Here is a 24,684-nt window from a genome sequence, read left to right as displayed (position 1 = left end):
GTTTAACATGTGGCGAAAAAGGAGGAAATAATGTCTCAAGAGCTTACTATTCGCCCAATGACAAGAGGGGAAGTGGATTTATTAGTGGATTGGGCGGCAGAGGAAGGCTGGAATCCTGGGTTAAATGATGCGGAAATATTTTGGAATACCGACCCTGAAGCATTTGTTGCAGCATTAAAAGGCAAGGAATTGATAGGAGGTGGAGCGATTACTTCCTACGATGGGAGGTATGGATTTATGGGTTTTTTTATTGTGCGGCCAGAATTTAGACATCGTGGCTACGGAAACTACTTATGGCATATACGTAGAGATAAAATGTTGGCGCGGCTCTGTCCTGGGTCTACTGTTGGATTAGATGGCGTTTTTGACATGCAAAGCTACTATGCCAAGGGCGGATTTTCTTTCTCGCATCGTAACCTGCGTTTTGTTTGCCGGCCCTCAAGCAGGATAAAAACCCTTGAAGGGAGTGTTGTTCCTCTGTGCCAAGTGCCTTTTGATCATCTAAACCAATATGACCGCGCTTGTTTTCCTGCCTACAGAGGTAAGTTTCTACAGGAGTGGATAGCTCAACCTGAGGCCCTGTCTTTGGGGTATTTAAAGGACAGTCGCCTTGAAGGGTATGGAGTAATGCGTCAGTGTAGAAAAGGATTCAAAATTGGACCTCTATTTGCAAATGATCGACAGGTAGCAGAGTCCCTTTGTGATCAGTTATTGGTACATGCGGCAGGTGAGGAAGTATTCTTGGACGTTCCAGAAAATAATCCTGCAGCAATGGCATTGGCCCGAGCATACGGTATGGAGGAAGTTTTTGGTTGTGCCAGAATGTATCTAGGGCCCAAACCGAAAATTATGCATGATCGCGTGTTTGGCGTTACAACTTTTGAGTTAGGCTAATGCAAAAGCGAGATTTGATTGGTTATGCCGGTAAACCTCCGCATCCTCAGTGGCCTGATGAGGCTCAAGTTGCCGTGCAATTTGTTCTTAATGTCGAAGAGGGGTCCGAATCTACACTGGTTAATGGTGATGGACAATCTGAGTCTTATTTACATGAAATTTCTGGTAGGCCTCCCCGGGTAGGTGAGAGGGATTTTAGTGTTGAAAGTATGTATGAGTATGGTGCTCGGGCTGGAGTTTGGCGTTTGCTAAACCTATTTGAGGAGAGACGGTTAAAGTTAACTGCGTTTGCTACGGGATTGGCGCTGGAATTAAATCCAAAAATTGGGGAGGCCCTCTCTGCAGGGGGGCATGAAGTTGCGGGTCATGGCTATCGCTGGTTGGATTATAAGACAGTGCCAGTTGAAGATGAGCGGCAGGGTATTAGGCGCACTATTGAAATAATTAAGCACATAACAGGATGTCCACCTAGAGGTTGGTATACGGGTCGGACGAGCCTTAATACCAGGAAATTACTAAATGATGAGAGTGATCTTATTTATATTTCTGATTCTTATTGTGACGACCTGCCTTATTGGCAGTCCAGTATATCTGAGAAATTGATAATACCATACACCTTAGTGAACAACGATATGAGATATCTAATGCCTAATGGTTTTTCATCGGGGCAGGATTTCTTTTTATTGTTGAAGGACGCTTTTGACTGTCTTTGGAAGGAGGGAAAGAAAAGCCCCAAACTGATGAGTATTGGTTTACATGGTCGTATTAGTGGGCACCCGGCCAGGGCTATGGCTATTGCTCGATTTTTAGATTATATCATTACCTTTGAAGCTGTTTGGATTTGTCGTCGGGAGGATGTTGCTAAATGGTGGATATCTAAGCAATCTAAGAGCAATCATATATAGAGTTTTTGGGGGATATCTTGAGGTTCTGAATTTCCCTGGTATTTGTATGATGGTTAGTGCTCTACATTTCACTGAACTCTCTACTTGAGTCTCTGCATAAAGTTGAAGCGATTGATTTTTTGATTCGGAGTGCGGATCTCGTCATAGGGGTATAAAAAATTCCTGTTTGCACCTATCTGATAAACAATGTCTTGGATCATGGACCGGGCAAAGAATAGCTACTCATGCGGGACTTTGAAGAGGCAGCTATTCATTATGGTATGAATTAAAAAGGAATTGGCTGATATTCATAGCATCTCGCAGAATTCCTTATTCATCAGCCTGGAGTGGATTGCGATGATGTGGGTGCTTATGATGAATCATGGAATCGCTTACAGGAAAAGCTGCCTGCGCTAATGCCCACAACAAAGTTAAGGATGTGTGTATCCTATCTACTTGATCAAACAGACGTGAGGTTTGCAATAAAGAAGATTGACAATGCTGTGGATATTATCTTCAATAGTCCAGCGAGTCAAACCAGCCGACCCCTTAAGCGCCGGCCGATTGAATTGGAAAGTAGCTAGTATCGGACAAGTTAATGTTGGCTACTTTGAACTAATATGTTTCCACTCTTATGCTGCTCATAGATTGTGAAGGGAAGGACAGCTGTGTCAGTGGCTGCGGAGAGAACACTGTCAACAAGATAGGCCCCAAGAAGCGGTGCAAAATTCAAAGATTCGCTGTTTGAATGCATTTTGCACATGTTGTACGACAGCCCGCTATAAACTCTAGGGATGGATTCACAATTAGTTTTCTGCTTTTTTAAGTTTCTTGCAATTTCGAGATCTGTGCTTGATAAGGTGGTAACGGTTCCGCAAGCTGTTAGAGAAAAAATGCTAAATATTAAAATTAGACTTTTCATAAATTATATAACTTCCTTGAGAAATTAATATTCCGGTTTAAAGCTTTTCATCTGTGACTGAAGCGCTATGGTGGCCGGTATCCTTTAACAATTTAGTGCCCACACCTATGAATGTTGGTTGTGACGCTTTATGGATTACAGACAAACTTAAATTTTTATTGCTTCTTCCATGTCATAGTTGAAGTGAATGTATTGACTAGAAGGTTGGATGTAAAGTTCCATATTCTTATTTTGATTGAAATTTAATCTAAAAAGTATCTATCTAGCTCCCAGTCTAGCCCTTAATCTTTTTAATCGATTTTTTTCTATTAGGGTCTGAAAAATGTGATTGCTTTACAAGGACTATAGATAGTGTCGTGAGAGGGAGTGGGTGAGCAGCCCATCCACCGGGCTCACTCCGATGGATGGTAACGGGATCATTCTATTTATAATTAATAGGCACGAAAGGGAGTTTAGTTTTTAGTTGGGATTGCCTGAACAACTTTAATAAAGTAATCCCAAAAGTTGGCGACACTTTGGATGTGTACTCTCTCTTCTGGCGAGTGGGCGCGGCGAATGGTGGGGCCGAATGAGACCATATCCCAATTGGGGTAAGGTTTGGCTAGAAGGCCACACTCCAGGCCGGCGTGGATCACTTTCACTTCAGGCTCTTCTCCGGTCATTTCTTTGTAAACACCCTTCATCATCGCGAGTAGTGGTGAGTTGGGGTTTGGCGTCCAGCCGGGGTATGAATTATCCAGTTTGGTTTCTGCACCGGCCAATTCAAAAGTAGCGGCTACATCCAGGCTGTGCTGATCCCTAGCACTATCAGAAAGGCTGCGTACCAGGCACTGTATTTGAACCCGGTATTGGCCGTCTTTTTCTATAGTGACCACGCGGGCCAAATTGTTGGAAGTGTCAGCAATACCTTCCAGTGCGGTACTCATGCGCTCCACGCCATTGGGGCAGCAGCGAATAGCGCGAATCAGCTTTTGTTGACTCGTGATATCCATTGTATTGAGTGGTGTATCGGTGCTCTCGAGGCTAACTTCCAGTGCCGCTTCGTTATCCAGCTCCCGTGCAATTTGTGCGCTTTCAGTATGGACAACCGTTTGTAGTTGCTCCTGGTTGTCAGCAGGAACTACGAGGGTACTAAATGACTCTCGGGGAATGGCATTGCGCAAGCTTCCCCCATCTAATGTAGCGATTCTCAAAGTAGGAATTTCACGTAGGGCGGCATCGATAATGCGGTTGGCAATCTTATTGGCATTGCCACGTCCCTTATCAATATCCAGCCCTGAGTGGCCTCCGCGCAGGCCGCGTACAGACAGTTTATATGCCTGACTGCCAGCTGCTACAGATATTGCCTTGTAGGGCAGAGCTGCATTGACATCGATACCACCGGCACAGCCAATGTAGAGTTCACCTTCGTCTTCAGTGTCGAGGTTTAACAGCAGATCGGCTTCGAAGTAGCCTGGCTGCAGGTTCTTAGCACCGGTCATGCCCGCTTCTTCATCGATGGTGAGCAGAGCTTCCAGGGCGGGGTGGGGGATATCTGTAGACTCCATCAAGGCAAGAATGGCGGCGACACCGATGCCATTGTCGGCTCCAAGGGTAGTGCCTTCGGCGGTAATCCACTCACCATCAACATGCGGTTTGATAGGGTCGGTGAGGAAATCGTGTTCAGTATCCGCATTTTTTTGCGGCACCATGTCGACATGGCTTTGCAGCGCCAGAGTTTGATGATTTTCCATGCCCGGTGTTGCCGGCTTTTTGATAATAACATTGCCAATCTCATCCAGCTGCACATCCAGGCCGCGGGCTTTGGCGAAATCGACAATGTGCTCAACAACTCTATCTTCATGCTTGGAAGGGCGGGGGATTTCACAAAGTTTGGCGAAGTGTTTCCAGAGAGGGGTAGGGTTCAGCTCAGCAATATTGCTCATTGGTGGCCTCAAATCATTCTTATGGGATTAATTGTCGTTTCCTGTAAAACCTGTTTATGGGGTCGACCAAGAGGTAACAGGAAAGAGCCCGGCATTTGCCGGGCTCTTTGGATGTTGCTCGTCGTTACTTTTGTGGGGCCTCTTCAGTTACAGAGCTCTCTGACAAAAGCTCGAGTGCAATGCGGCGTTTATCTATGTCCACCGCAGTAACTTTGACATTGACGGTCTGCTCTAACTGAAAACTTTGCTCATTGTGGGTGAGTGTTAAGTGTTTGCCGTCAAATGTGGGTAGATTCTTTTTTTCGCCGTTCAAGCGGACAAATCCATCAATGCCGTATTGGTCCAAGCGTACGCCCAGCCCAGCTCCATTAACCAGGACAATCTTGCCAGTAAAATCCTGACCTACTTTATCCTGCATAAACTGAGTGTAAAGCCATTGTTCGAGGGCTCGATTGGCTTGGCGTCCACGGAGCAGGCTATCTTGCAGGCTCTCGATTTCTGTGTCGCTCAGTGTTTTCGCAGGACTATTCTCAGATGCTGCGCGCAGTACGCGGTGGTTGTACAGGTCGTTGTACTTGCGAATGGGTGAGGTTACGGTGGCGTAGGCCTCAAGTCCCAGACCCAGGTGCGCACCGGAGTTGTTGTTGAGCTGGCCGGGACGCAGCATGCGCTTCAGCACTGCGAGAAGGTTGCGCATTTGCGCATCTTCATGGCTCTCCAGGTGTTTAACCAGCGCTAAATAGTGCTGCAATTGGCTGAGATCGTTTTCCGCATGTTCTGGGAGTAATTCCTTTAGAAGGCTTCTTACTTCGCCCATCCGTTCTTCGCGAAAACCCAGGTGTACTGAGAAGCAGCCCTGTTGTAATTCTGCCAGTTTTGCTCCGATGCAGATATTGGTGGCGAGCATAGCTTCCTCAACCATGCGCTGGGCAATATTACGCTCCTGCTTCTCAATACGCTCGATTTTGCGCTCTTTGTTGAGGTGAATTTCATAGTCAGGGCGCTCTTCCATTGCCAGGGAGTGCCCTGCGCGATATTTGGCGCGGGCCTCATACAGAGCGGCAAGGTTGCGCAAGCTTTCTTTTTGCTCTTCCGGTACCGCGGACTCATCTCCCTCTATGAGTTGGCTTACCTGGTTGTAGCTCAATTTATATTGGGAGCGAATTGCGGCAAATTCATAGCGGCTTGAAATAATTTTACCGTCGCTGTCGATATCGATGTGTACTACCAGTACAGGGCGCAACTCATTAGGTATCAGGGAAAAAAGGTCCTCACATAGGCTGCGCGGCAGCATAGGCAGAGTTTCGCCAGGGAGATACTGGCTGTGGGCGCGCTTAAACGCCTCGAGATCCAATGGGCTGCCCTCGGTGATAGCACTTGAGGGGTCGGCAACGGCGATATGCAGGGTCCAGCCGTTTTCGCTAGGTGTAACGGCGAGGGCATCGTCCATATCGCGGGTGGTTTCCGCATCAATAGTGACAAAGCCCAATTCGGATAAGTCGGTGCGCTCAGAGGTATTGGTGACAATCTGTTCAGAAATGGTTTTAGCCTGTTTCTCCGCTGCCGGACCAAACTGCTCAGGTAGCTTGTATTGGGCCACTACATAGGCATGCTCAATGCCAGGCATTTCTGGTTTACCGATAACAGTCTCAACTTTTGCCTGGGCGCGCCCGTCCTTAAAGGGATGACGATTGACTTTGCAGGCGATAAATTCGCCTGGCTGTGCCTTGCCCCTTGCTTTAGGAGGCAGGAAAATCCATCGAGACAGGCCATTCTGAGTGGGCTGGATAAAGTGCCCTTGACCTCGCTGTACATATTGGCCAACCAGGTAATCCAGCTGGCTGTCGAGTAGGGCATCTAATTCGGCTGTCAGTTTGCCTTTGCTCTCCTTTGTAATGCAGACGCGAACCCGGTCACCTGGGAAAACACGTTCCATTTCGTTGGGTGGCAGAAAGGCCTCCCGTCCATCCTCCAGCTCCACGAAGCCAAATTTGCCATTGCTGCCGCGTACCCGGCCTTCGGCAAAGTCCTTACTGGAGCGAATATCTGTTTTCAGTTGTGAAAGTTGTTTCAGAGCGTCGGCATTCAGCATCGAGTTTATCTCTCGGGTCGATTTGGGCGCGGATTCTACCAGACCATGCTGACACGATGTAACGGAGTCCGGTAGTGGAAGAAAGTATCCCTGTGCTAATGGGGCCGCGCGGTGGGTTGAAGGGGAGGTCAGGATTGCTGACCGCTTAGGCGACTATATTTTCGCAAGGTCGTTTATCCTAAAAAAATATGCTTTATGTGACAATTTAGCTATTGCTTTGTGGTTATGTGCAAAATATGCAAACTTTATCTGTCGAAGGTGGATATAATCTTACCCCTGAATAAAAACAGATAAGGGCTGTGGTTGTTCCCCAGCTGTAGAACCGGCCTTCCGGAGAGGAACAGTTAATGAGTATTTTTTCCCATTCCGCCTACGATAAACACGAACAAGTGGCGTTTTACCAAGATGCTAAGAGCGGACTCAAGGCAATTATCGCGGTACACAATACGAATTTAGGTCCCTCACTGGGTGGCTGTCGCATGTGGCCATACGCCGATGATGGTGAGGCACTGAATGATGTATTGCGCCTCTCCCGAGGCATGACTTATAAGTCTGCAATGGCGGGGTTAAAGCTCGGCGGCGGGAAATCTGTGATCATCGGTGATCCGCGCAAGGAAAAGACTCCTGAGTTGCTGCGCGCCATGGGCGAATTTATCAATACCCTCGGTGGTCGCTATATCACCGCTGAGGACTCCGGCACTAGTGTCGCTGACATGAGTGTGATTGGTGAGACCACCGAATATGTATCCGGCCTGTTTGCGGGCTCTGAATACGGTGGTGATCCGTCTCCTTCTACAGCCTACGGTGTATTTGTGGGCCTTAAAGCTGCGGTGGAACATCGCTGGGGTAAAACTGACCTTACCGGCCTGAAAGTTTCCATCCAGGGCGTTGGTAATGTGGGTTTCCGCCTCGCTAAGCTGCTGAAAGATGCCGGTGCGGAGCTGTTCGTTACCGATATCTTCCAGGACAACATTGATCGCGCAGTGACTGAGCTGGGCGCGATTGCTGTAACCGCTGATGAGATCTTTGACCTCGATGTGGATCTATTTGCTCCCTGTGCCATGGGTGCGATCCTCAATGATGACACTATTTCCCGTCTAAAAGTTGGTGCGGTGGCCGGTGCGGCAAATAACCAGTTAGCTGAAGAGCGTCACGCAGAAGCATTGCGTGAGAAGGGAATCCTCTACGCCCCGGACTATGTAATTAATGCCGGTGGAATAATCGATGTGTACTACCAGCAGAAAGGCGACTACAACGCTGATGAGGTGCGTGCGCACATTGAAGAAATTGGCAGCACTATGAAAGAGGTGTTTGTACGTGCGGATGAGACTGGTGAGACTACGGCACATGTTGCTGACCGTATAGCCGAAGAGCGTTTTGGCCACCATTCTGTGACTGGCGATACCGAGAATAAATCCGGCACTGTAGCCGCATAACAGCAGTTTAACGCAAGAGAAGTGTCGGTGACCTGATCGCCACAGGCGATTGCTTTGATCATTTCTCTCTGTGATGTATTTTTTGGGCACTTCGGTGCCCATTTTTTTGTCTGATATTTGTCCGATCGATCTGGCAACCGGGTAAGATGCCAGATCCACTGTTTGAATGTGCTGAGGGTTTAGCAGATATCAGGAGTGAATCCTGGCCTAAACTTGCCATCCTGAAGCCGCGGTTATTAAGAGGGAGTGACAATATGGACTTGCGTCCAGTACTTATCAGTGTCGTTATTGCCACTGCAGGTCTTGCCGGTTGCGGCAAGTCTGTCGACGATACACCCCATGCGTTATCTGTGGATAAAGAAGCCGCTGCCAGCAGCAAGGCAGCAGCCACCGATAAAGAGGCCTATGTACCGCCGCCGGAGCTGGATATCCCCTATCACAAAGAAGTTCTGCCCAATGGGTTGACGGTGATAGTGCACGAGGATCGCAAAGCCCCGGTTGTCTCCACCAATATCTGGTACAAAGTGGGCTCCAAGGATGAACCGCAGGGCAAAACTGGCTTCGCACATCTGTTTGAGCACCTGATGTTCAACGGCAGTGAGAACTATCCAGGTGAATACTTCGAGCCTTTCCAGCGCTCGGGTGCTACGGATATGAATGGCACCACTAATAATGATCGCACCAACTACTTTGCTACTGTGCCTAAAGGTGCCCTGGATATGGCTCTGTGGATGGAGTCTGACCGAATGGGCCACTTCAAGGGCGCTATCACCCAGGAAGTTTTGGATGAACAGCGTGGAGTGGTAAAAAACGAGAAGCGCCAGGGGGAGAATGCTCCCTATGGAAAGGCTTTCGACATTATTGCCAAGAGTACTTTTCCGGCAGATCACCCTTACTCCTGGACGCCAATTGGATCAATGGAAGACCTGGATAATGCCAGCCTGGAGGATGTGAAAAAGTGGTTTGCAGATCACTACCAACCGGCAAATGCCACTTTGGTAATTGCTGGCGATGTCAGTGTTGATGAGGCTATGGACAAGGCGCGCAAGTATTTTGGCGATATACCCAGCACAGGAGTACAACCGCGAATTAAAAACTGGGAACTGCCTACCCAGGTTAAAAAACGGGAGGTGGTACGAGACCAGGTGCCGCAAACTCGTATTTACAAAGTTTGGAATGTTCCTGCGGTAGGTAGTAATGAGGAGCACGCACTTGAACTGATGACCTCCTTGTTGGCTAACCGAAAAAATTCACTACTTTATCGTCGCTTGGTGCGGGATGAGCAAGTAGCGACGAGTGTGAGCGCTTTTTATTATGGGCGCCAGCTGGCTGGGCAGTTGATGATTATTGTCGATGTGAAACCTGGGCAGTCCCTCGATAAAGTTGAAAAACTTTTGAATAAAGAATTGAGAGAATTTGCGAAAAACGGGGTGAGCGCAGAGGAGCTACGCCGAGTTAAGCAGGGAGAATTTGCCGGGTTGGTGAAGGGGCTGGAAAAAACCGGTGGCTTTGGTGGCAAGAGCGATATTCTTGCCCGCTCTGAATTTTATTATGGGGATCCTGGGGCCCTGCTTAAAGGTGTGGAAGATTATGCCAAAGTTTCCGCGCTTGAGGTGCAGGATGTGGCAAAGCAGTGGCTAAAGGATGATTCCTATACCTTGATCATCGAGCCCGAGAAAAAGTACACCGCCGCCACAGAGGGTGCCGACCGCAGCAAATTGCCAGAGGTCGATAAGAATGTAGAGTTGGAGTTGCCCAAGCAGCGCGAATTTACATTGAAAAATGGCCTCAAGGTGGTTCTGGCGGAGCGTCATGATACGCCTGTGGTATTGATGAACTTGCAGTTCCGCAGTGGGGCCTCTGCCGATCAGAATAAACCTGGTCTCGCCTCTGTGACTGCTCAAATGTTAAATGAGGGTGCTGGAGACCTGGACAGCCTGGAGTTTAGTGCGCGCTCTGAGGAGCTTGGGGTGAGTATTGGCGGGGGGAGCGGACTGGATTACAACTCCATCAGTATGAGCGCCCTCAAGACCCAGTTGGAGCCCTCTTTGAAGTTGTTTGCCAAAGTGGTGACTGAGCCCCGTTTCCCTGAGTCGGATCTTGAAAGGGTAAAATCCAACCGCTTGGATGCCATAGCCCAGGAAAAGGCACAGCCCCAGGGCTTGGCTCTGCGTGAGCTGCCGCCGTTGCTGTTTGGTCCAGATCATCCCTACGGTTCACCGTTGACCGGTTCCGGTACTCCCGAGGGGATAAAGTCAATAACCAGGGAAGATCTGGTGAACTTCCAGAAAACCTGGGTGAGACCGGATAACGCCACTCTGACGGTTGTGGGGGATGTAACGGAAAAAGAAATTGAGCCATTACTGAACGAAACTCTGGGTGGTTGGAAGGCACCTAAAACTGAATTACCAAAAATTGAAGTGGCTAAAGTTGAGCGTCCCGAAAAAGCCCGAGTGTATTTGCTGGATCGCCCAGGAGCGCAGCAGAGTTTTATCATGGCCGGTTTGGTTATGCCTCCCTGGCAACCCCAAGGTGCTGAGGCCTTCGATGCAATGGCCAATATTATCGCAGGGAAATTTACTTCCCGAGTAAATATGAATCTGCGTGAAGATAAGCACTGGTCATATGGAGCTCGCGCTGTTTCTATGGATACAGAAGGCCAGCGTCCCTACATTTTGTTCGCGCCAGTGCAAACGAATAAAACCGCACCAGCAATACAGGAGTTAGTGAAAGAGTATCGGGATTATCTCAGTGATCGTCCAATTACGGAGAAGGAGCTCGAAGATTACCGAAATGATGAGGTACTCAAGCAGAGTGCACGCTTCCAAACCAAGGGGCAATTGCTTTCCAGTATTAATTGGCAGGTAGAAAAGGGGCTGCCGGAGGAGTATATCGCTGAGTACCCACAGCGGGTGGCCGCGCTTGATACCGATAAAGTTGAAGCCTCGGCACAGGAATTCCTGGCCCCCGAGCAATTTACCTGGGTCATTGTTGGAGACCTGGATAAGATCAAGGGAGAAGTAGAGGCGCTGGATATTGGCCCGGTAGAAGTTCTGCCTTCAAAGGATTAGGGCTTTATCAGACTTTTGAAAAAGGCCTTTATGGCCTTTTTCAACCTGAGTTTGTAGCGCATATTTAAAAACTTTCTACGATAAAAAAGTACTTGAATGCTTGATTTGCAATTCGAATATCTCTGCTAGAACCGATTAGTGAATGGTTATGGGGGGCGAGCTCAACCAAAGCCTGTGAAATGAATAAATGCCCATCGATTTTACGCGGCTTTGATGCCAAACAATTTAACAGAAGCTGCAGGGTTAGTTTGGGTGCCTTAACTTCTAGATGTATTAAGAGGCTACTATAAATTATTTTTTGCATTACAGGTGTTTCATGAGTCTTATTGTTCAACTTGCTTAGGTTGATTGTTATGCTGCCGCCCCCATCTACTCTGGAGGAAGGCTGGGTGAATCAACGGTAGCATGGGATATGTCAATATCTACGAATGCAGTCCATTTTCAAGGTGCGGATAGTATCGTACGCGCAGTTGTCCAGGCGGTCAGCTTCTTTGTTGGCTCTGGGAGGGGCAGAAAATCTCATCTCCACAGCCGGTTACCTTATAGATGTTAAGCCTGGTCACAGTCCTATTGACATAGATATGTGCAAAGTCTGGGCGCATGAGCTCTCTCTGGCGGGCTAACTAGATTACTAGTAATCCGCTGCTGGATGGTCATTCATCTAATTTTTTCGAAGGTAAGTGTATATATTTTCTGTTTAACATCAAAGTCTGTATAAATCGCCACTTATTGATTTCGAAAGCAGATAGAAGAAGGAAATAATATCTATTTTTTACGGGGGTGCGAATTGGGGTTGGAGTTGCCGGAAAAATAGTATTTTAATTCACGTAATTTCAATGTGTTCCTTTGGTTGGGCACTGTATGGTTTAAAGACCCTGATCATCTCTTGGAGTTGTTATTCAACAATACAGGCTTTCATAAATACAAATCCTGTTGAGGGTGTCGGTATTAATAGTGGGCAAAACTAGAAAGTATGGGTAGCAGGACAGCGTATAAGTCCCACATGAGGCAGGGAAAACCTTTGGTGATCATTTGCCAAGCAAGAGGGATAATTTTCAATCTCAGAATAGGTAATAACTATATATAGCTGCCAAAAGAACTCTTTTGATTAAGAGTGTCACGATTATTTGATTTGCATACCATCGATAAATGAAGTGATTGTCAAATTGAAAGAGGGGTTTGCCTTCCCGGAAAGGTCGCGCAGGCTGGATAATTGTGAATCCTGTGTCAAAGCATATCATACATTTTGGGGTAATTTATCAGACCTGTTTTAACTTGCTTCATTGTTGTCGATCAGGAATCCTACTACTTCTTGAAAAAAAAAGTTTGAGATCCAAGCTGTCTTTAATTAACCAGAACCAGGGGCATGCAAAGGTTGGTTATGCTATTTCCTGGTTTGCTAAAAGATGAGGCCACTGGCAATGATATTGTGGGGAGCAATAATACTCCAACTTCCTAGTGAGTCCAATTGATATACAGGTCGATAATTAAAACTTTGCTATTTTCGAGTTGGTCCTTCAGGTAAGAAATCTATCATTTTTGAATGTATTGTCCGATTACAAGGTTCTTAAATGAATCATTTGATGGTTTTAAAGGTGTACAATTGTTATACAAGTTGTTTTTTGAAGTTCGGAACGAGAAAGCTGCTTAAATCAAAATTGATACGATCTATTTTTCCAGGAAAATTTATCTCGTTACGATGATGGTGTTTAAGGTTGTATTTGCAAAGTAAAATAACCAACTTTTCAGTTGAGCCTGCCAGATTGAGATATATGCTAAGGGCGGCCAGTTAGCTGTCTCTAAATACTATTTAGTTGATGGTCATTCGAGGGTGTTATTTAAGTTTCTATCTAGCGAAGTTATGAGTTGCTGAGTTAAAGCGTTGAGGGGGTCTGAGGTTTATTAAGGGACGGCTTTCAGGGGTTGGCAAAATTAACGGAATAATAAGCTGGATCCTGTGCAGTGGCCTGAAAATAATTTCTGTACTTATTTTCTATTTATGGTAGTCAAGCTCTATGTCTGCACTTCAGTTTGATTTGCGCCGCTAATTCAATGCTGATGGCGCTTAAGATTATTTCTCGTCATCAACATGCTAAGGCTTGTGAGGAGTTCCTACCTAGAGTGTCTAGCTTAAGATAGTTGGGGTCATCTTGGCATTCAAATTAGGAGCGCAATCTGAGAGCCCTGTCCCCTTGTTTGTTGATTCCTATAATTAGCTTATCCCTAGTGTCTTCTATAAAATTTATCGTGGTTGGATAACATCATTTGCACCTAAAATTAAATAGTAATTTGTGATGGTGAAATTAAGAGGGCGAGTCTGTAAGGGGGGGAGGATGCTTATATTAATCATTCTAGAGCTTTTATGTCTAGAATATTCAGGGATTTTTCACTTCACCTATCAGTGTGCTATGAAATTGACTCAAAGCAAGAGGTATTTTGTACATGGTGGATATAAAAATGAAGTTCACAAAAAGGTATGATTTTAGGGTTCTGCTTTACTGAAATTGAAATAAATTAGGTGGAAGTGGCTAAAATGGCTCTTCGTGAATTTTGGGGTGCCAGTTATAGGGGGTGCTGTGCGGAAAGCTTATTGGCTTTGTAGTCAGCATAATTTCTATTCGTTAAAGCTTAAAGCTTAAAATAGGTAATTCCCGGTTGTCACCAGTATATAATTGCGATAAAAAGTTCGACATGGTTTACGATGATTATTCGGCTGGTATGTGGGTGGGAGGGTTCTGGAAATAAGTCAATCTGTTGGAAAGGTTGTCATGATGGAATTTAATATTACCCTTCGTAAGGCCGGGTTTTTGCGAAGGTGTCGCACATAATTAACCTTTACATTTTTTTATATGGTTGGTAAGTTACGGCCCGGAAAAGTTGCTGTTAACTTTTCTTTGGTGCAAAAATATGATTATTCAAAGGAATTGAAGTATGAAAAATTTAAGGTTAATTGGTACAGCGTTTGCACTTTTGCTTGTTGTATTTTCTCAGCAGGTATTTTCTAAGGATGTTTCTTTAGGTGCTCAAGAGAACAGTGCTCTCCTTAAGCTTCAAGAGGAAATTTTGTCTTTAAAGAGGCAGGTTGAATTCTTGAATGCTCCAATCAAAAGTGAGTCAGACTTAAATCATTATCTGGTGGCTAATCCAGTGGAAAAGACGCCCCTCGGGAAGTTGCCAGAAATAGAGCGAGAGCTATTTATCAACAGCTTAAAATTCACCGACAAGGGTTTGGCTGGGTTTGATTACGGGATGTTAGAATATGGGCCAACAGCAACAGAAGTACATGATATCCTTGAATTATTTGGTTTGCAGTCATTTACCTTGGCGATGAAAAATTTAACTGTGGAATCAGAAAAAGACAGAGCGATAGCAGAGCGAGCTGAAGCTGCACTCTCTCTTAATTGGGAGTGGGTCGAAGATTATACTTGTAAGTCTGACGTAGATATGGGTGGCTGGCCGATTCGTTATTGTGCAAAGCAGGCGCGCTCTATGTGCAATTCACGGACGTGTAACTATCCCTAATCTGCGGATTTAAAGCTAGCTTATTAGGGCGCTACTAATCTACACGGTTTATCCTGCCTTCGCCCAGTGGTTGGGGCAGGATAGTTTCTCTGGAGCTGTCATAGGATCGGCCTGCCTTCTGAGTTCAATTTTTGCTGTAGATTGCTAGAAAAGCTATAGCAGGCTAAAGGTTCGAAAACTATGTCAAAACACATGAATGTTGACAAGTGCAGTTCAAAGGCGGTGTTGCTATAGATTCAAGGCTAGGGCTGCTATTGATACTTGAAAATCAGTGTTCCAGTTGTCTGCATCTTTGTGGAAGAATCTTGGCGGGTAGTAGGGTGGCAGGAGTGGACTAATATTGTAATGACAATACTGTGAATTACAGTATGGCTTTAAATCGAGTGCCATCTCAACTTTAGATGTTCAGTAGCCAATAGATAAATAGCGTTGGTCGAAAGTCAATCTATTCTAATGAGATATTCATTGTTGAAGATCTTTCAGTGGCTAAATAAAATAGCTTCGAGTGCATATTTCCACGGAAATATAGTAGCAAGGTGAATTTTGATACAGGTTTGCATTGCTTTAACCAATTAGGTGTTCTGGGCAAGAAAATTACAGTTTATAATAAAACTACCAAAGTATTGTTGTGCTTGGCTGGTAGAAGGATGCTGATTGCGTATACAGGCGAAGATAGAAAAATTAGTTTTCCTGTCCGGAATAATTAAGAATCTATATATTTCGGTAGAACACCTTAGTGTAATTTAAATTATGTGTCCATGTATTGGTGGTTTGGTTCTATGGATGAACTTTTCTTAAAGGTGTTAAATGTTGTGTCACACGCTCAGTCTTTGAAAGGCTTCCTTTTTCAGGGCTATATATCAGACGCAGTCGAAAACGGATTTCTGAGCCGGAAGGGATTATCATAAAGCTAGGACATCATAATGAAAAAAACACCCGTAATGATACTGTTTATGCTGCCCTTTTTAAGCGTGGTGGAGATATGGGCAAGTAGTAACACTTCTATCAAGGATCGTTACGATCAGTTGAATGAAATTTATTCTAATGCAGAGCTTGGCTCAATTAAGGAAAGAAGGGAGGTAGCTGAGAGTCTATATCTAGAGAATTTTAAACCAATTATAGCTAACCTTGGTGAGCAGCAGCTAAGACAGCTGGATCTAGAATATTTATTTAGAGCTGTAACGGTTGTTAATTTTTATGATCCTCGGGTTAATTATACTGATGATTTGCTTAGGCTATTGGAATTTCTTGAGAGAGAAGAATTTGTAAAGAGGCGGCATTATGCTGATTTGCAAAAAGCCTATGTTGCCGCTGGGCAGTTCGAATTAGCCAGGAGTATGGTTGAAGAAAAGAAATTAAACTATTTGGAATATTTGCCTAAAATTAACAGGGTTAATGACCTGGCGCTCGAAAAGCCATTTATTTTAGAGTTTGAAGATTCGTCGCTTAAGCAGCGTGCTTTTGAGATTCCTTCACAGGGTCCTTTTATTTTAGTTATTTCAAATCCTGGGTGTCGTTTTTCCAGGGCTGCAGCAAATTACATTAGTGATGATGTACAATTAAAAAAGATATTTTTTAAGTATTCTGTTTGGCTTACCCAGCCAGGTGGAAGTCTGCAAATTGAACAGCATAAAAACTGGATGCAAACCTATCCAAAATTGCCGGTCGGCTTGATATATAACTCATCATCGTGGTCTTTCTTAGATGCTAATTTGGGTACGCCGGCGTTTTACTTCTTTTACGACGGACAACTAATTCAGTCAATATTGGGTTGGTCTTTGGATGATAACCAGCAGGCACTGAAGGATGCTCTTACTGATATTGGTTTAATGTAGGTTTTTTTGGTGAGCGTATTAGGGAGATTCTTTTGGTAGTCACCCTCCTCAGGAGTTTCTTAATAGATTTCAATACATTGGAAGTTTTCGTACAGTCATAGTCTCACAGTTGCTATCTTATTGGGCAATCTCTTACAATTTTCATTGTCTGGGTTCAAGTTAATTTTGTCGTAAACTCCATCCTTAATCTGTCGACTGAACTTGCGACGTTTCCTTTATATTTGTTGATGGTAACTTATGGAGACCTGAAGGTGGTGAAATCTAGAGAAGCTTAATTGTTAGAGTAACCCTAAATATTAGTCGGATGATGACTTGTTTGTTTGAATGGGATCTATGCTGTTGTAATTTCAGGTTCTTTCTCGATAAATTCGCCCCACGCCATTTATATGGGGCGATAGTCTTTATCTTTGTGAAGTGAAATTAGTTGTGTGCTTCAGTCATACCTTAAAGCTGGGGCGCTTCTTGAGCTGCTCGCGCCAGCGAATCAGGTGGGGGTGCTTTTCTTCATTCGGGCGCAGATTTTGAACTTTGCCGAAGTCCAGACTACAAACCATACTGATGTCCGCGACTGAAAAATAGTCGCCAACCAGGTATTCACTATCGGAAAAGTGATCGTTTAAAACGCTCATAAACTTCAGGGCGCGTTTACCTGCATCCTCACCAAACTCTGGGTAGACATTCATACGGTCTTTAAAAAATCCGGAAACATGCTGAAAGCACATCCCAACGGCGAACATCAAATTAAAATCAGCGCGACGATTCCACATCTCCACCAGGGCTTTTTCTTTAGCATTTCGCCCGAAAAGGGGAGGGGTTGGGTGTAATTCCTCGAAGTAACGCTGGATAGCCACAGATTCGGCAATGTGGGCGCCATCGTCCAACTCCAAAACCGGTACTTTTTTATTGATATCCTTGCTGCGAAATTCTGGGGTGAGATTTTCCCCCTTGGTAATATCCACAGGAGCAAACTCTACATCAATGCCTTTTTCAGCCAAGTACATACGAACTCGGCGGCAATTGGGTGCACTCGCAAACTCATAGATTTTCATAGGGGCTTCCTCTCGCCTTGGCGATTACGGTAAATTGTACGATTTCCAATAAAAACAGTTCAAATCTAAGAGAGACTTACTGGTGAGGACAATGACCACAAGTGCCAAGAGAAACAGCTTCTTTCGCCGCACCGCCACTGCCGTGGCGGTTTGTGTAGGATTCTTCAGCCTGCCGGTATCTGCAGAGAGTGTCGCTATTTATGCGGGGAAAATGTTCGACAGCACTAATGGAAAATTATTGGAAAATCGCACCATTCATGTGGTGGATGGCCGGATTGAATCGGTACAAAAAGGATTTGCCAAGCGGGATAGGGAGTCCCTGGTAGATCTGCGCGAGTACACCGTATTGCCAGGGCTTATGGATATGCATAGCCATCTTACTTATGAGTTTGGTCCTCGCGCTTACGTGGAGTCCTATACCTGGAATCCGGCAGACTTTGCTCTGCGCAGTGTAGATGCAGCTAATCGCACATTACAAGCGGGTTTTACTACTATACGCAATCTTGGTGATCACGATAATGTAACCGTGAGCCTGCGCCGGGCTATTGAAGCTGGCACGATTGAGGGGCCGAGAATTTATACTGCGGGTAAGTCAATTGCTACCACCGGTGGCCATGCGGACCCCACAAATGGACGCCGTGAAGATCTGGTTGGTAATCCCGGCCCGGTCGATGGTGTTGTCGATGGCCCAATCTCTGCTCGTAAGGCAATACGTCAGCGCTATAAGGATGGTGCAGATCTAATCAAGATTACTGCAACCGGTGGTGTCTTGAGTGTTGCCAAAAGCGGACAGAACCCACAGTTTATGCAGGATGAGCTTGAGGCCATTGTTGCAGCGGCTAAGGACTATGGTTTTACCGTGGCGGTGCATGCCCATGGTAAGGAAGGGATGATACGTGCGATCCGTGCTGGAGTGGATTCAATTGAGCACGGCACCTACATGGATGAAGAAGTAATGGACCTGATGCGGCGCAATAGTACCTGGTTTGTACCGACACTCATGGCGGGGGAGTGGGTGACTGAAAAATCCGCAATCGAAGGGTTCCTGCCAGATATTGTGCGCCCCAAGGCAGCAACTATGGGCCCGTTAATGCAGGATACTTTTTCCAAAGCTTATAAGCGCGGTGTCAAAATTGCTTTTGGCACCGATACAGGGGTCACCAGGCACGGAGAGAATGCTCGGGAGTTTGTACTGATGGTGCAAGGTGGTATGACGCCAGCAGACGCTATCCGTTCGGCCACGTGGAATGCGGCTCAACTTCTGCAGGTACAGGATGAACTGGGTAGCATCAGCGAGGGTAAAATTGCCGATATTATCGCAGTCGCGGGCAATCCCCTGGAGGATATTTCCGAATTGCAGCGGGTGCAATTTGTAATGAAAGGGGGCAAAGTATTTAAGGAGCCCAGCGAACCTGCGGTTGAGGTATTTATCGAGGGTGTGGGCGAGAGCTGAAGGGAACAGATTTCCGGCCCCATAAAATATTGGTGGAGCCGGAAAGCTTGTCTTAGTCTTCCAGTTCGAATACCAGCTCAAGATTTACGGAAAGGGTCGTCTCACCGGGAGAGATTGGGGTTGAAGCGCTTTCCTTTACCGCCATGTCACTGCGCAGCATCATCGGGCGGGGCATACCGCCATTGCCATTTTCAGAAATACTAACAATTCTTCGAACTTTCATTCCCAGGGCTTTTGCATAGATAGTAGCTCGCTCCTGGGCATCTAAGAGGGCCTTTTCACGGGCTTCCGCTTTGACCGGGCCAGGTTCGCCGATTTCAAAACTTGGGCCGTGAATTTGGTTTGCTCCAGCAGCTGCCAAACCGTCCAGTACCTGGCCCAGTTTATCCAGTTTACGCACTTTAACGCTCACCGTATTCCGCGCTGTATAGCCCACTATTTTCGGGGTTTGATTTTGTTGGTAGCGATAGCGGGGAGAAAGGCTGATACCGCTGGTTTGGATATCTTTCTTGGCGATACCCGCTTTCTTTATCGCCGCCATCAGTGATTCCATTTGTTCAGCGTTATCACTCATGGCCTTTTTGCTGTCTTGGGCTTCTGTTACCACGCCCACGGAAATATTGGCTACATCTGGTATCTGGCTGGCTTCACCGTGAGCCGCAATAGAGACCAGGGTTCCCCGTTCGGAGGGAGCCTGCCCATTTCCGCAAGCGGCGATAAGCAGAGTAAGCACTGTGATTGTCGAGAATTTTACTAACTTCATGATTTTTCCTTATCAATCGCTATGGATTTGGCATCACTCCGATGCATTAGGCGCCAAATACTATCAGTGCCTTTCTGAACCGCAGCTGAGCAAGAAGGTCAGCATAACGGATCATCGGGGAGCTGTAGACAAGCTGCTTGGCAATATTGGCTTGCCACTTGGCCGGGAAAGTGCTGCCCACTTAATCAGAGCTAAATTTCTTCTGATAAGTTTCATCTTTCTTGGTAGATAACAAACCCCAGGAGAAGAAGGTATCGACATCTGTTGGAAACACGTGGCTGCATGTGTTTTTAGGATGCTCAATCGCAGGCTGTACCTGGCAGGCTAAATCCAGCCGCCGTAATTCTATGAGTCAGAGCTGTCGGGAGAGTAGAGATTATTATAAGGAGGGCTTGGAAGAAGCTCAGTCAGTGTGCCCTATTCGCCTGGCGAGGCTATCGGGGAGGCCCAATGTGTCTTTCGCGGGCGGACGGGCGAAACCACCTGCGCGGGCAATGCCTGGGTTGAGCCGTACAAGACCCTCTGCTAGCACGACAGCGGCAGGGACTGGATCGACTACAGGAATCGGCAGTCTGCCAGAAACCTTTGTGGCAAGACCGGCGAGCGGCCCTCCAGCGAGGATGGCGACATCTGCCCGGTCAGTATATGCGGCTTCTTCTACGAGCTGAACCAAGCTTTCGCTAAGCTCTTCCTGTACGGTTTCGATCGATTGGAAACGCTCGCTAGGTAGGCGAATGCCGGTGAAACGATTTTCGAGACCGGCACGCAGCACACCATCGCGAAACCAGTCCGCCAAACTATCGCTAAATGTGATTATCGAGAAGCGCTGGCCAAGCGCACAAGCGGTCAGCATTGCCGCCTCGGCAACACCGATCACGGGAATGTCGAATAACTGACGCGCACCAATAAGACCTGGATCCCCGAATGCAGAGATAATGACTGCGTCTACCTGTGTGTGGTGTTCAGCAATTGTCTCGAGGATATCACTAGCAATAATTTCGGCCTCGACCCGGCTTGAAATATAAGGAAAGCCGATCTTGGCGGTGGTCGCTACGATTTTGGTGCGCGGAGATGCAACCCTTTGTGCGGCGCCCGCCATTAGTGACGTCATAGATTCTGTGGTATTTGGGTTGAGGAGAAGCAGCTTCATGATCAGGTCCAGACTCTCTTATTTCTAGATTATATCGCCCGCTAAAGTATGGATTAGAGTATGGATCAATAGAGGCTGAGCGGGCCGCTGGCTAGCTTGGTATGTTAATCAGCAGAACGGTGCCCGCGAATTTATTTAGGGAGAGTCAAAAACCTGCTGATAAGTTTCATTGTCGTCATGGTAGATAGCAAAGCCCAGGCGCAGCAGATGTTGGCGCCTGTCGCAAAGGACTGCTCGGGCTTTCAGCTCTTTTTGTAGCTTTTCTGAGTTTTCTGTTGTGCCGCAATCGAACGTGAAAAAGTGGCCATGGCCCTCCTTCAGGTCGTGGTGAATCAGGCGCTCCCGGTTGAGTAGCGGGTGGCTGTTTTTGTCCATTGTGTTCAGGAAGCGGCTTTGGGCATTGAGGACATAGCGGTGGATTTTATCTACGGTGATACCTTCCCGTCGGAATAGATCGAAAATGGCAAGACCCTTGTACAGGCAGGAATAGTCCATAGTGGCGCCGGCAAAACGCAGCCAGTTATCCCCGTAATTGACACTTCCAGGGCGATTTTCAAGTTCTGCCATTTCGGCAAACCAGCCAGTGTTGAGCGGGCGCAAGCGACACCGGGATGGAATACTCATAAAGCACAGACCTTCACCGGCACCTAGGTATTTATAGGAGCCTGCAGTAAAGAAGGCCTTATCTGCGACCTTGCTCAGGTCAATGGGGCGAGCAAAAAAACCATGGTAGCCATCAATAACAAACTCGGTTTCCTCGGGTTTTTGCTCAGTAATACGTAGCAGCTCGGGGAATACCACGCCAGAATCAAAAAATACCAGGCTGGCATAAGCCAGCTGGTAGTTCCGGGTATGCAGCTCTCTCTCAAAGCGCTCGGCTAGTGTCGCATAGGGGGTCTTTGGAATACGCGTTACTTCCACATGGGGCAATTCTTCGAGTCGCTGTAATTGGCGTGCAAAGCTGTAGAATTCGCTATCGGTGGTGAGTATGCGCAGTGGCTTGGCGGGATCCAGGGCGCTGATCAAGCGGTAAACCAATTCGTGGGTGTTTGGGGCAATAGCGATTTGCCCGGCATCTGGAATTTGTAGTGTGCGCGCGACAGCATTTTGCCAGGCGGGTATTTTCTCGTGAAAAATGGGTCCCCATTTATCGTCGGCAAGCAGTGCCGCATCGTGCCAATATTGTTGCACCGCCTCCAGAGTGATATCCGGCCAATAATGATGGGAGTGGCAGGCCATATGCAACATGGCAGAGGGGCTGCCGCTAGGGGCTTGTGAAAAGGCTCGATAGAATTTCTTATACATTTGCTTTTCGCCACGCGAGGCTGAATTATTTATTATTCCGCGATTTTAGATCCTGATAGCAGGAAGGAGTAGAGGGTGAGGTATCTGCATACAATGGTCCGCGTGGCCGACTTGGAAGAATCTTTAAAATTTTACTGTGAAAAGTTAGGGCTACAGCTTGTAACGCGTAACGATTACGACAAAGGTCGCTTTACTTTGGTGTATCTGGCTGCACCGGAAGATGTAGATGCCGCAAGGGAAAATAAGGCCCCTATGCTGGAGCTTACCTACAACTGGGATCCGGAATCCTATGGTGGCGGGCGCAATTTTGGCCATTTGGCTTACGGAGTTAATGATATCTATGCCGTTTGCCAGCGGATGATGGATGCGGGCGTGACTATCAACCGGCCTCCCCGTGATGGACATATGGCATTTTTTCGCTCTCCAGATGGTATCTCGATAGAGCTACTACAAAATGGAGAGCCGTTGGCGCCTCAGGAACCCTGGCAATCAATGGAGAATACCGGAGAGTGGTGATCCCCTCAGGATTCAAACCCGGTACACTTCCGCCTGAATGGATACCTTAAGAGACGCTTTGTGAAGAATACCAGTTGCATATTATTGGCCGGCGCAAATGCGGCGCACCAGATTCGTGAGGAGGGCTTACGCCAGGAACAGTTTTCCACCCTGGTGGGGGCCTCAGGAGGCCCCAAGTGGCTGGTCATCAGCCAGTTGGACCGGGTACTGATGGGGGAATTTTTTAAGGGGCGTCGTGATCCTATCGCGACACTGGGGTCTTCAATCGGTAGCTTTCGCAATATGTGTTACGCCATGGCGGAGCCATTGGAGGCCCTGGAGTGCTTGGAATATGGTTATATCCATCAGAGTTATGCCTCAGACAAACCGACACCGGCGGAGATCACTGCTGCCGGGGAGCAAATCCTGCTCAATGTTTTAGGTGAAAATGGTGCAGGCGAAGTAGCAGGCAACCCGTTGTGGCACAGCCATTTTGTCACTGTGCGTGGCCGCGGTCCCCTGGCTAGTGAAAAGCGCGCCTTCCTGGCCCCGGCGTTGTTTGCATCGGCCATGGCCAACGCGCTCTCCAGGCACAGCCTGAGCGCTTTTTGGGAACGGGTGGTTTTTCACTCTGGCCGTGATGCCGCAGTACGGTTTGGCAACCTGAGTACGGTGGATACGACGCTATCCGCGGACAATGTTTGTGCAGCGGTCCTGGCGAGTGGTTCTATTCCATTGGTGATGGCGGGAGTTCGCAACCCCGCTGGTGCTCCACAGGGAAATTATCGTGATGGAGGTATCACCGACTACCATTTTGATTTACGTTTCAGTCACCCTCAGGGTTTGGTGCTCTACCCGCACTTTTTCCCGTTTATGGTGCCGGGCTGGTTTGATAAAGGGCTTTCCTGGCGTCGTGTGCGAGGTGATGCTATGTCATCGACACTGTTGGTGGCACCTTCTCCTGCATTCGTGGCGAAGCTGCCCTATGGCAAAATCCCTGATCGTAATGATTTTTATAAGATGGGCCGCGAGGAACGGATTCGCTATTGGAAGAAGGTTGTGGAACTGAGCAAATGGGTTGCCGATGATTTCCATGAAGTCTGGCAGAGTGGCCGTGCAGCGGACCACCTCATAGAGGTTGGCTTCGATGATATTCCGCACAAGTTACATCAGGTCAGGGCCGCATGAACATGGCGCAGGAGTTTAATCATCCGCAGGAAGAGTTTCGCACCACTCAGGAGAGAGTCTATTTCCAGGTGCGAGATGCTATTTTACGTGGCAAATTTTTGCCGGGGCATGCGATTACCATTCGCGGCTTGGCTGCGGAGCTGGATTGCAGCCCTATGCCGGTGCGTGAAGCCTTGCGGCGCCTGACTTCTGAGCGGGCCTTGGAGTTATCCGATACCCGTCGTGTCACGGTGCCGACAATGACTCCTGAGAAGCTCGATGAGATCTGTGCGGCGCGTGTTGCGCTTGAGTGCCAGGCTGCGGAGCAGGCCCTGCCGTTTGTACAGGAGGAAGAACTGCAGCAGCTACGAGCCCTGGACGCGCGGGTGACGGCTGCCCTCGAACAAAAGGATATTGAGCAGTATGTCACTGCTAATCTCGATTTTCACTTTACTCTCTATCGCATGGGGCGGCCGCATATCATTCTCTCGTTGATCGAGAGTTTGTGGCTGCAGACAGCGCCTCTTCAGCATCTTGTATTTCAGCGCTTTGGTGTTCAGGAGCTGCCGGATCGCCACGAGGATTTGTTGGATGCCATTGCAGACAGAAGTGTAGAGAGGGTTCGCCGCGCCATTCGCCAGGATATAGAAGAGGGGCTCGGCTCAATCTCCGCTGAGGAGCTGCTCTAGCAAGCAGTCGTAACTGTTAACCCGCTGTACAT

The 24,684-nt window shown here is 47.3% G+C and carries 16 protein-coding genes; 10 read left to right on the top strand and 6 right to left on the bottom strand.

All coding sequences use genetic code 11. The annotated features are described in order from the left end of the window. Positions 1-9 precede the first annotated feature (9 nt). Entirely contained in the window at positions 10-894 is an 885-nt protein-coding gene (locus tag ACJJI7_RS22075) for a GNAT family N-acetyltransferase (RefSeq protein ID WP_444901201.1), read from the top strand. Continuing rightward, a complete protein-coding gene (locus ACJJI7_RS22070) occupies positions 894-1,799 on the top strand; it encodes a polysaccharide deacetylase family protein (protein WP_444901202.1) in 906 nt (301 codons plus the stop codon). The genes ACJJI7_RS22075 and ACJJI7_RS22070 overlap by 1 nt, the downstream gene beginning before the upstream one ends. 1,353 nt (positions 1,800-3,152) lie before the next feature. Here the strand turns inward: ACJJI7_RS22070 and ACJJI7_RS22065 are convergent. Beyond that, complete coding sequence (locus ACJJI7_RS22065; RefSeq protein ID WP_444901203.1) at positions 3,153-4,625, bottom strand: aminoacyl-histidine dipeptidase; 1,473 nt, start codon at positions 4,623-4,625, stop codon at positions 3,153-3,155. Positions 4,626-4,749: 124 nt separating this feature from the next. Beyond that, the gene (locus tag ACJJI7_RS22060) at positions 4,750-6,717 is read right to left on the bottom strand and encodes a VacB/RNase II family 3'-5' exoribonuclease (protein WP_444901204.1); all 1,968 of its coding nucleotides are present in this window, start codon (positions 6,715-6,717) and stop codon (positions 4,750-4,752) included. A 347-nt stretch (positions 6,718-7,064) separates the two neighbouring features. Between ACJJI7_RS22060 and ACJJI7_RS22055 the strand changes: the two genes are divergently transcribed. The 4 genes from ACJJI7_RS22055 to ACJJI7_RS22040 all read left to right on the top strand — a co-directional run bounded on the left by ACJJI7_RS22055 (position 7,065) and on the right by ACJJI7_RS22040 (position 16,581). Continuing rightward, positions 7,065-8,153 (top strand): Glu/Leu/Phe/Val dehydrogenase dimerization domain-containing protein, encoded by a 1,089-nt coding sequence (locus ACJJI7_RS22055; RefSeq protein ID WP_020413400.1) that lies wholly within the window; start codon positions 7,065-7,067, stop codon positions 8,151-8,153. A gap of 254 nt (positions 8,154-8,407) precedes the next feature. After that, positions 8,408-11,224 carry a M16 family metallopeptidase gene (locus ACJJI7_RS22050; RefSeq protein ID WP_282952918.1) on the top strand — a complete coding sequence of 939 codons (2,817 nt, stop codon included), beginning with the start codon at positions 8,408-8,410 and terminating at the stop codon, positions 11,222-11,224. Positions 11,225-14,155: 2,931 nt separating this feature from the next. Continuing rightward, on the top strand, positions 14,156-14,746 hold the full coding sequence (locus tag ACJJI7_RS22045; RefSeq protein WP_282952919.1) for a hypothetical protein: 591 nt from the start codon (positions 14,156-14,158) through the stop codon (positions 14,744-14,746). Between the two features lie 923 nt (positions 14,747-15,669). Next, the gene (locus ACJJI7_RS22040) at positions 15,670-16,581 is read left to right on the top strand and encodes a hypothetical protein (RefSeq protein WP_444901205.1); all 912 of its coding nucleotides are present in this window, start codon (positions 15,670-15,672) and stop codon (positions 16,579-16,581) included. Positions 16,582-17,018: 437 nt separating this feature from the next. Here the strand turns inward: ACJJI7_RS22040 and ACJJI7_RS22035 are convergent, their stop codons facing one another. Continuing rightward, positions 17,019-17,630, bottom strand: coding sequence for a glutathione S-transferase family protein (locus tag ACJJI7_RS22035; RefSeq protein WP_020413395.1), 612 nt, complete (start codon positions 17,628-17,630; stop codon positions 17,019-17,021). A gap of 91 nt (positions 17,631-17,721) precedes the next feature. On the opposite strand from ACJJI7_RS22035, the gene ACJJI7_RS22030 reads away from it, so the two are divergent. Then, a complete protein-coding gene (locus ACJJI7_RS22030; RefSeq protein ID WP_282952921.1) occupies positions 17,722-19,083 on the top strand; it encodes a metal-dependent hydrolase family protein in 1,362 nt (453 codons plus the stop codon). Between the two features lie 52 nt (positions 19,084-19,135). On the opposite strand, the gene ACJJI7_RS22025 is transcribed toward ACJJI7_RS22030, so the two are convergent. From ACJJI7_RS22025 to ACJJI7_RS22015, 3 genes are all read right to left on the bottom strand, one after another. Continuing rightward, positions 19,136-19,846, bottom strand: a complete 711-nt coding sequence (locus ACJJI7_RS22025) for an SIMPL domain-containing protein (RefSeq protein WP_020413393.1) — start codon at positions 19,844-19,846, stop codon at positions 19,136-19,138. Between the two features lie 403 nt (positions 19,847-20,249). Next, on the bottom strand, positions 20,250-20,996 hold the full coding sequence (locus ACJJI7_RS22020) for an aspartate/glutamate racemase family protein (RefSeq protein ID WP_282952922.1): 747 nt from the start codon (positions 20,994-20,996) through the stop codon (positions 20,250-20,252). A gap of 135 nt (positions 20,997-21,131) precedes the next feature. After that, on the bottom strand, positions 21,132-22,301 hold the full coding sequence (locus ACJJI7_RS22015; RefSeq protein ID WP_282952923.1) for a hypothetical protein: 1,170 nt from the start codon (positions 22,299-22,301) through the stop codon (positions 21,132-21,134). A gap of 75 nt (positions 22,302-22,376) precedes the next feature. Here ACJJI7_RS22015 and ACJJI7_RS22010 point away from each other — a divergent pair, with 75 nt between their 5' ends. The 3 genes from ACJJI7_RS22010 to ACJJI7_RS22000 are packed head-to-tail and all read left to right on the top strand — an operon-like array spanning position 22,377 to position 24,652. After that, positions 22,377-22,817: a VOC family protein gene (locus ACJJI7_RS22010; RefSeq protein WP_026305087.1), complete on the top strand. Its 441-nt coding sequence runs from the start codon at positions 22,377-22,379 to the stop codon at positions 22,815-22,817. Positions 22,818-22,877: 60 nt separating this feature from the next. Beyond that, positions 22,878-23,984 (top strand): hypothetical protein, encoded by a 1,107-nt coding sequence (locus tag ACJJI7_RS22005; protein WP_282952924.1) that lies wholly within the window; start codon positions 22,878-22,880, stop codon positions 23,982-23,984. Then, positions 23,981-24,652 (top strand): GntR family transcriptional regulator, encoded by a 672-nt coding sequence (locus ACJJI7_RS22000; RefSeq protein ID WP_282952925.1) that lies wholly within the window; start codon positions 23,981-23,983, stop codon positions 24,650-24,652. Before ACJJI7_RS22005 ends, ACJJI7_RS22000 begins: the two co-directional genes overlap by 4 nt. Positions 24,653-24,684 lie beyond the last annotated feature (32 nt).

Source organism: Microbulbifer variabilis (assembly GCF_056232115.1).
The sequence above is the reverse complement of the archived record's forward strand: the minus strand, read 5'-3'. Positions and strand labels throughout refer to the sequence as shown.

Excerpts from the sequence above, each read along its gene's own strand:
- ACJJI7_RS22070 (WP_444901202.1), top strand. The coding sequence starts at position 894 with ATGCAAAAGCGAGATTTGATTGGTTATGCCGGTAAACCTCCGCATCCT.
- ACJJI7_RS22065 (WP_444901203.1), bottom strand. The coding sequence starts at position 4,625 with ATGAGCAATATTGCTGAGCTGAACCCTACCCCTCTCTGGAAACACTTC.
- ACJJI7_RS22060 (WP_444901204.1), bottom strand. The coding sequence starts at position 6,717 with ATGCTGAATGCCGACGCTCTGAAACAACTTTCACAACTGAAAACAGAT.
- ACJJI7_RS22055 (WP_020413400.1), top strand. The coding sequence starts at position 7,065 with ATGAGTATTTTTTCCCATTCCGCCTACGATAAACACGAACAAGTGGCG.
- ACJJI7_RS22050 (WP_282952918.1), top strand. The coding sequence starts at position 8,408 with ATGGACTTGCGTCCAGTACTTATCAGTGTCGTTATTGCCACTGCAGGT.
- ACJJI7_RS22045 (WP_282952919.1), top strand. The coding sequence starts at position 14,156 with ATGAAAAATTTAAGGTTAATTGGTACAGCGTTTGCACTTTTGCTTGTT.
- ACJJI7_RS22040 (WP_444901205.1), top strand. The coding sequence starts at position 15,670 with ATGAAAAAAACACCCGTAATGATACTGTTTATGCTGCCCTTTTTAAGC.
- ACJJI7_RS22035 (WP_020413395.1), bottom strand. The coding sequence starts at position 17,630 with ATGAAAATCTATGAGTTTGCGAGTGCACCCAATTGCCGCCGAGTTCGT.
- ACJJI7_RS22030 (WP_282952921.1), top strand. The coding sequence starts at position 17,722 with ATGACCACAAGTGCCAAGAGAAACAGCTTCTTTCGCCGCACCGCCACT.
- ACJJI7_RS22025 (WP_020413393.1), bottom strand. The coding sequence starts at position 19,846 with ATGAAGTTAGTAAAATTCTCGACAATCACAGTGCTTACTCTGCTTATC.
- ACJJI7_RS22020 (WP_282952922.1), bottom strand. The coding sequence starts at position 20,996 with ATGAAGCTGCTTCTCCTCAACCCAAATACCACAGAATCTATGACGTCA.
- ACJJI7_RS22015 (WP_282952923.1), bottom strand. The coding sequence starts at position 22,301 with ATGTATAAGAAATTCTATCGAGCCTTTTCACAAGCCCCTAGCGGCAGC.
- ACJJI7_RS22000 (WP_282952925.1), top strand. The coding sequence starts at position 23,981 with ATGAACATGGCGCAGGAGTTTAATCATCCGCAGGAAGAGTTTCGCACC.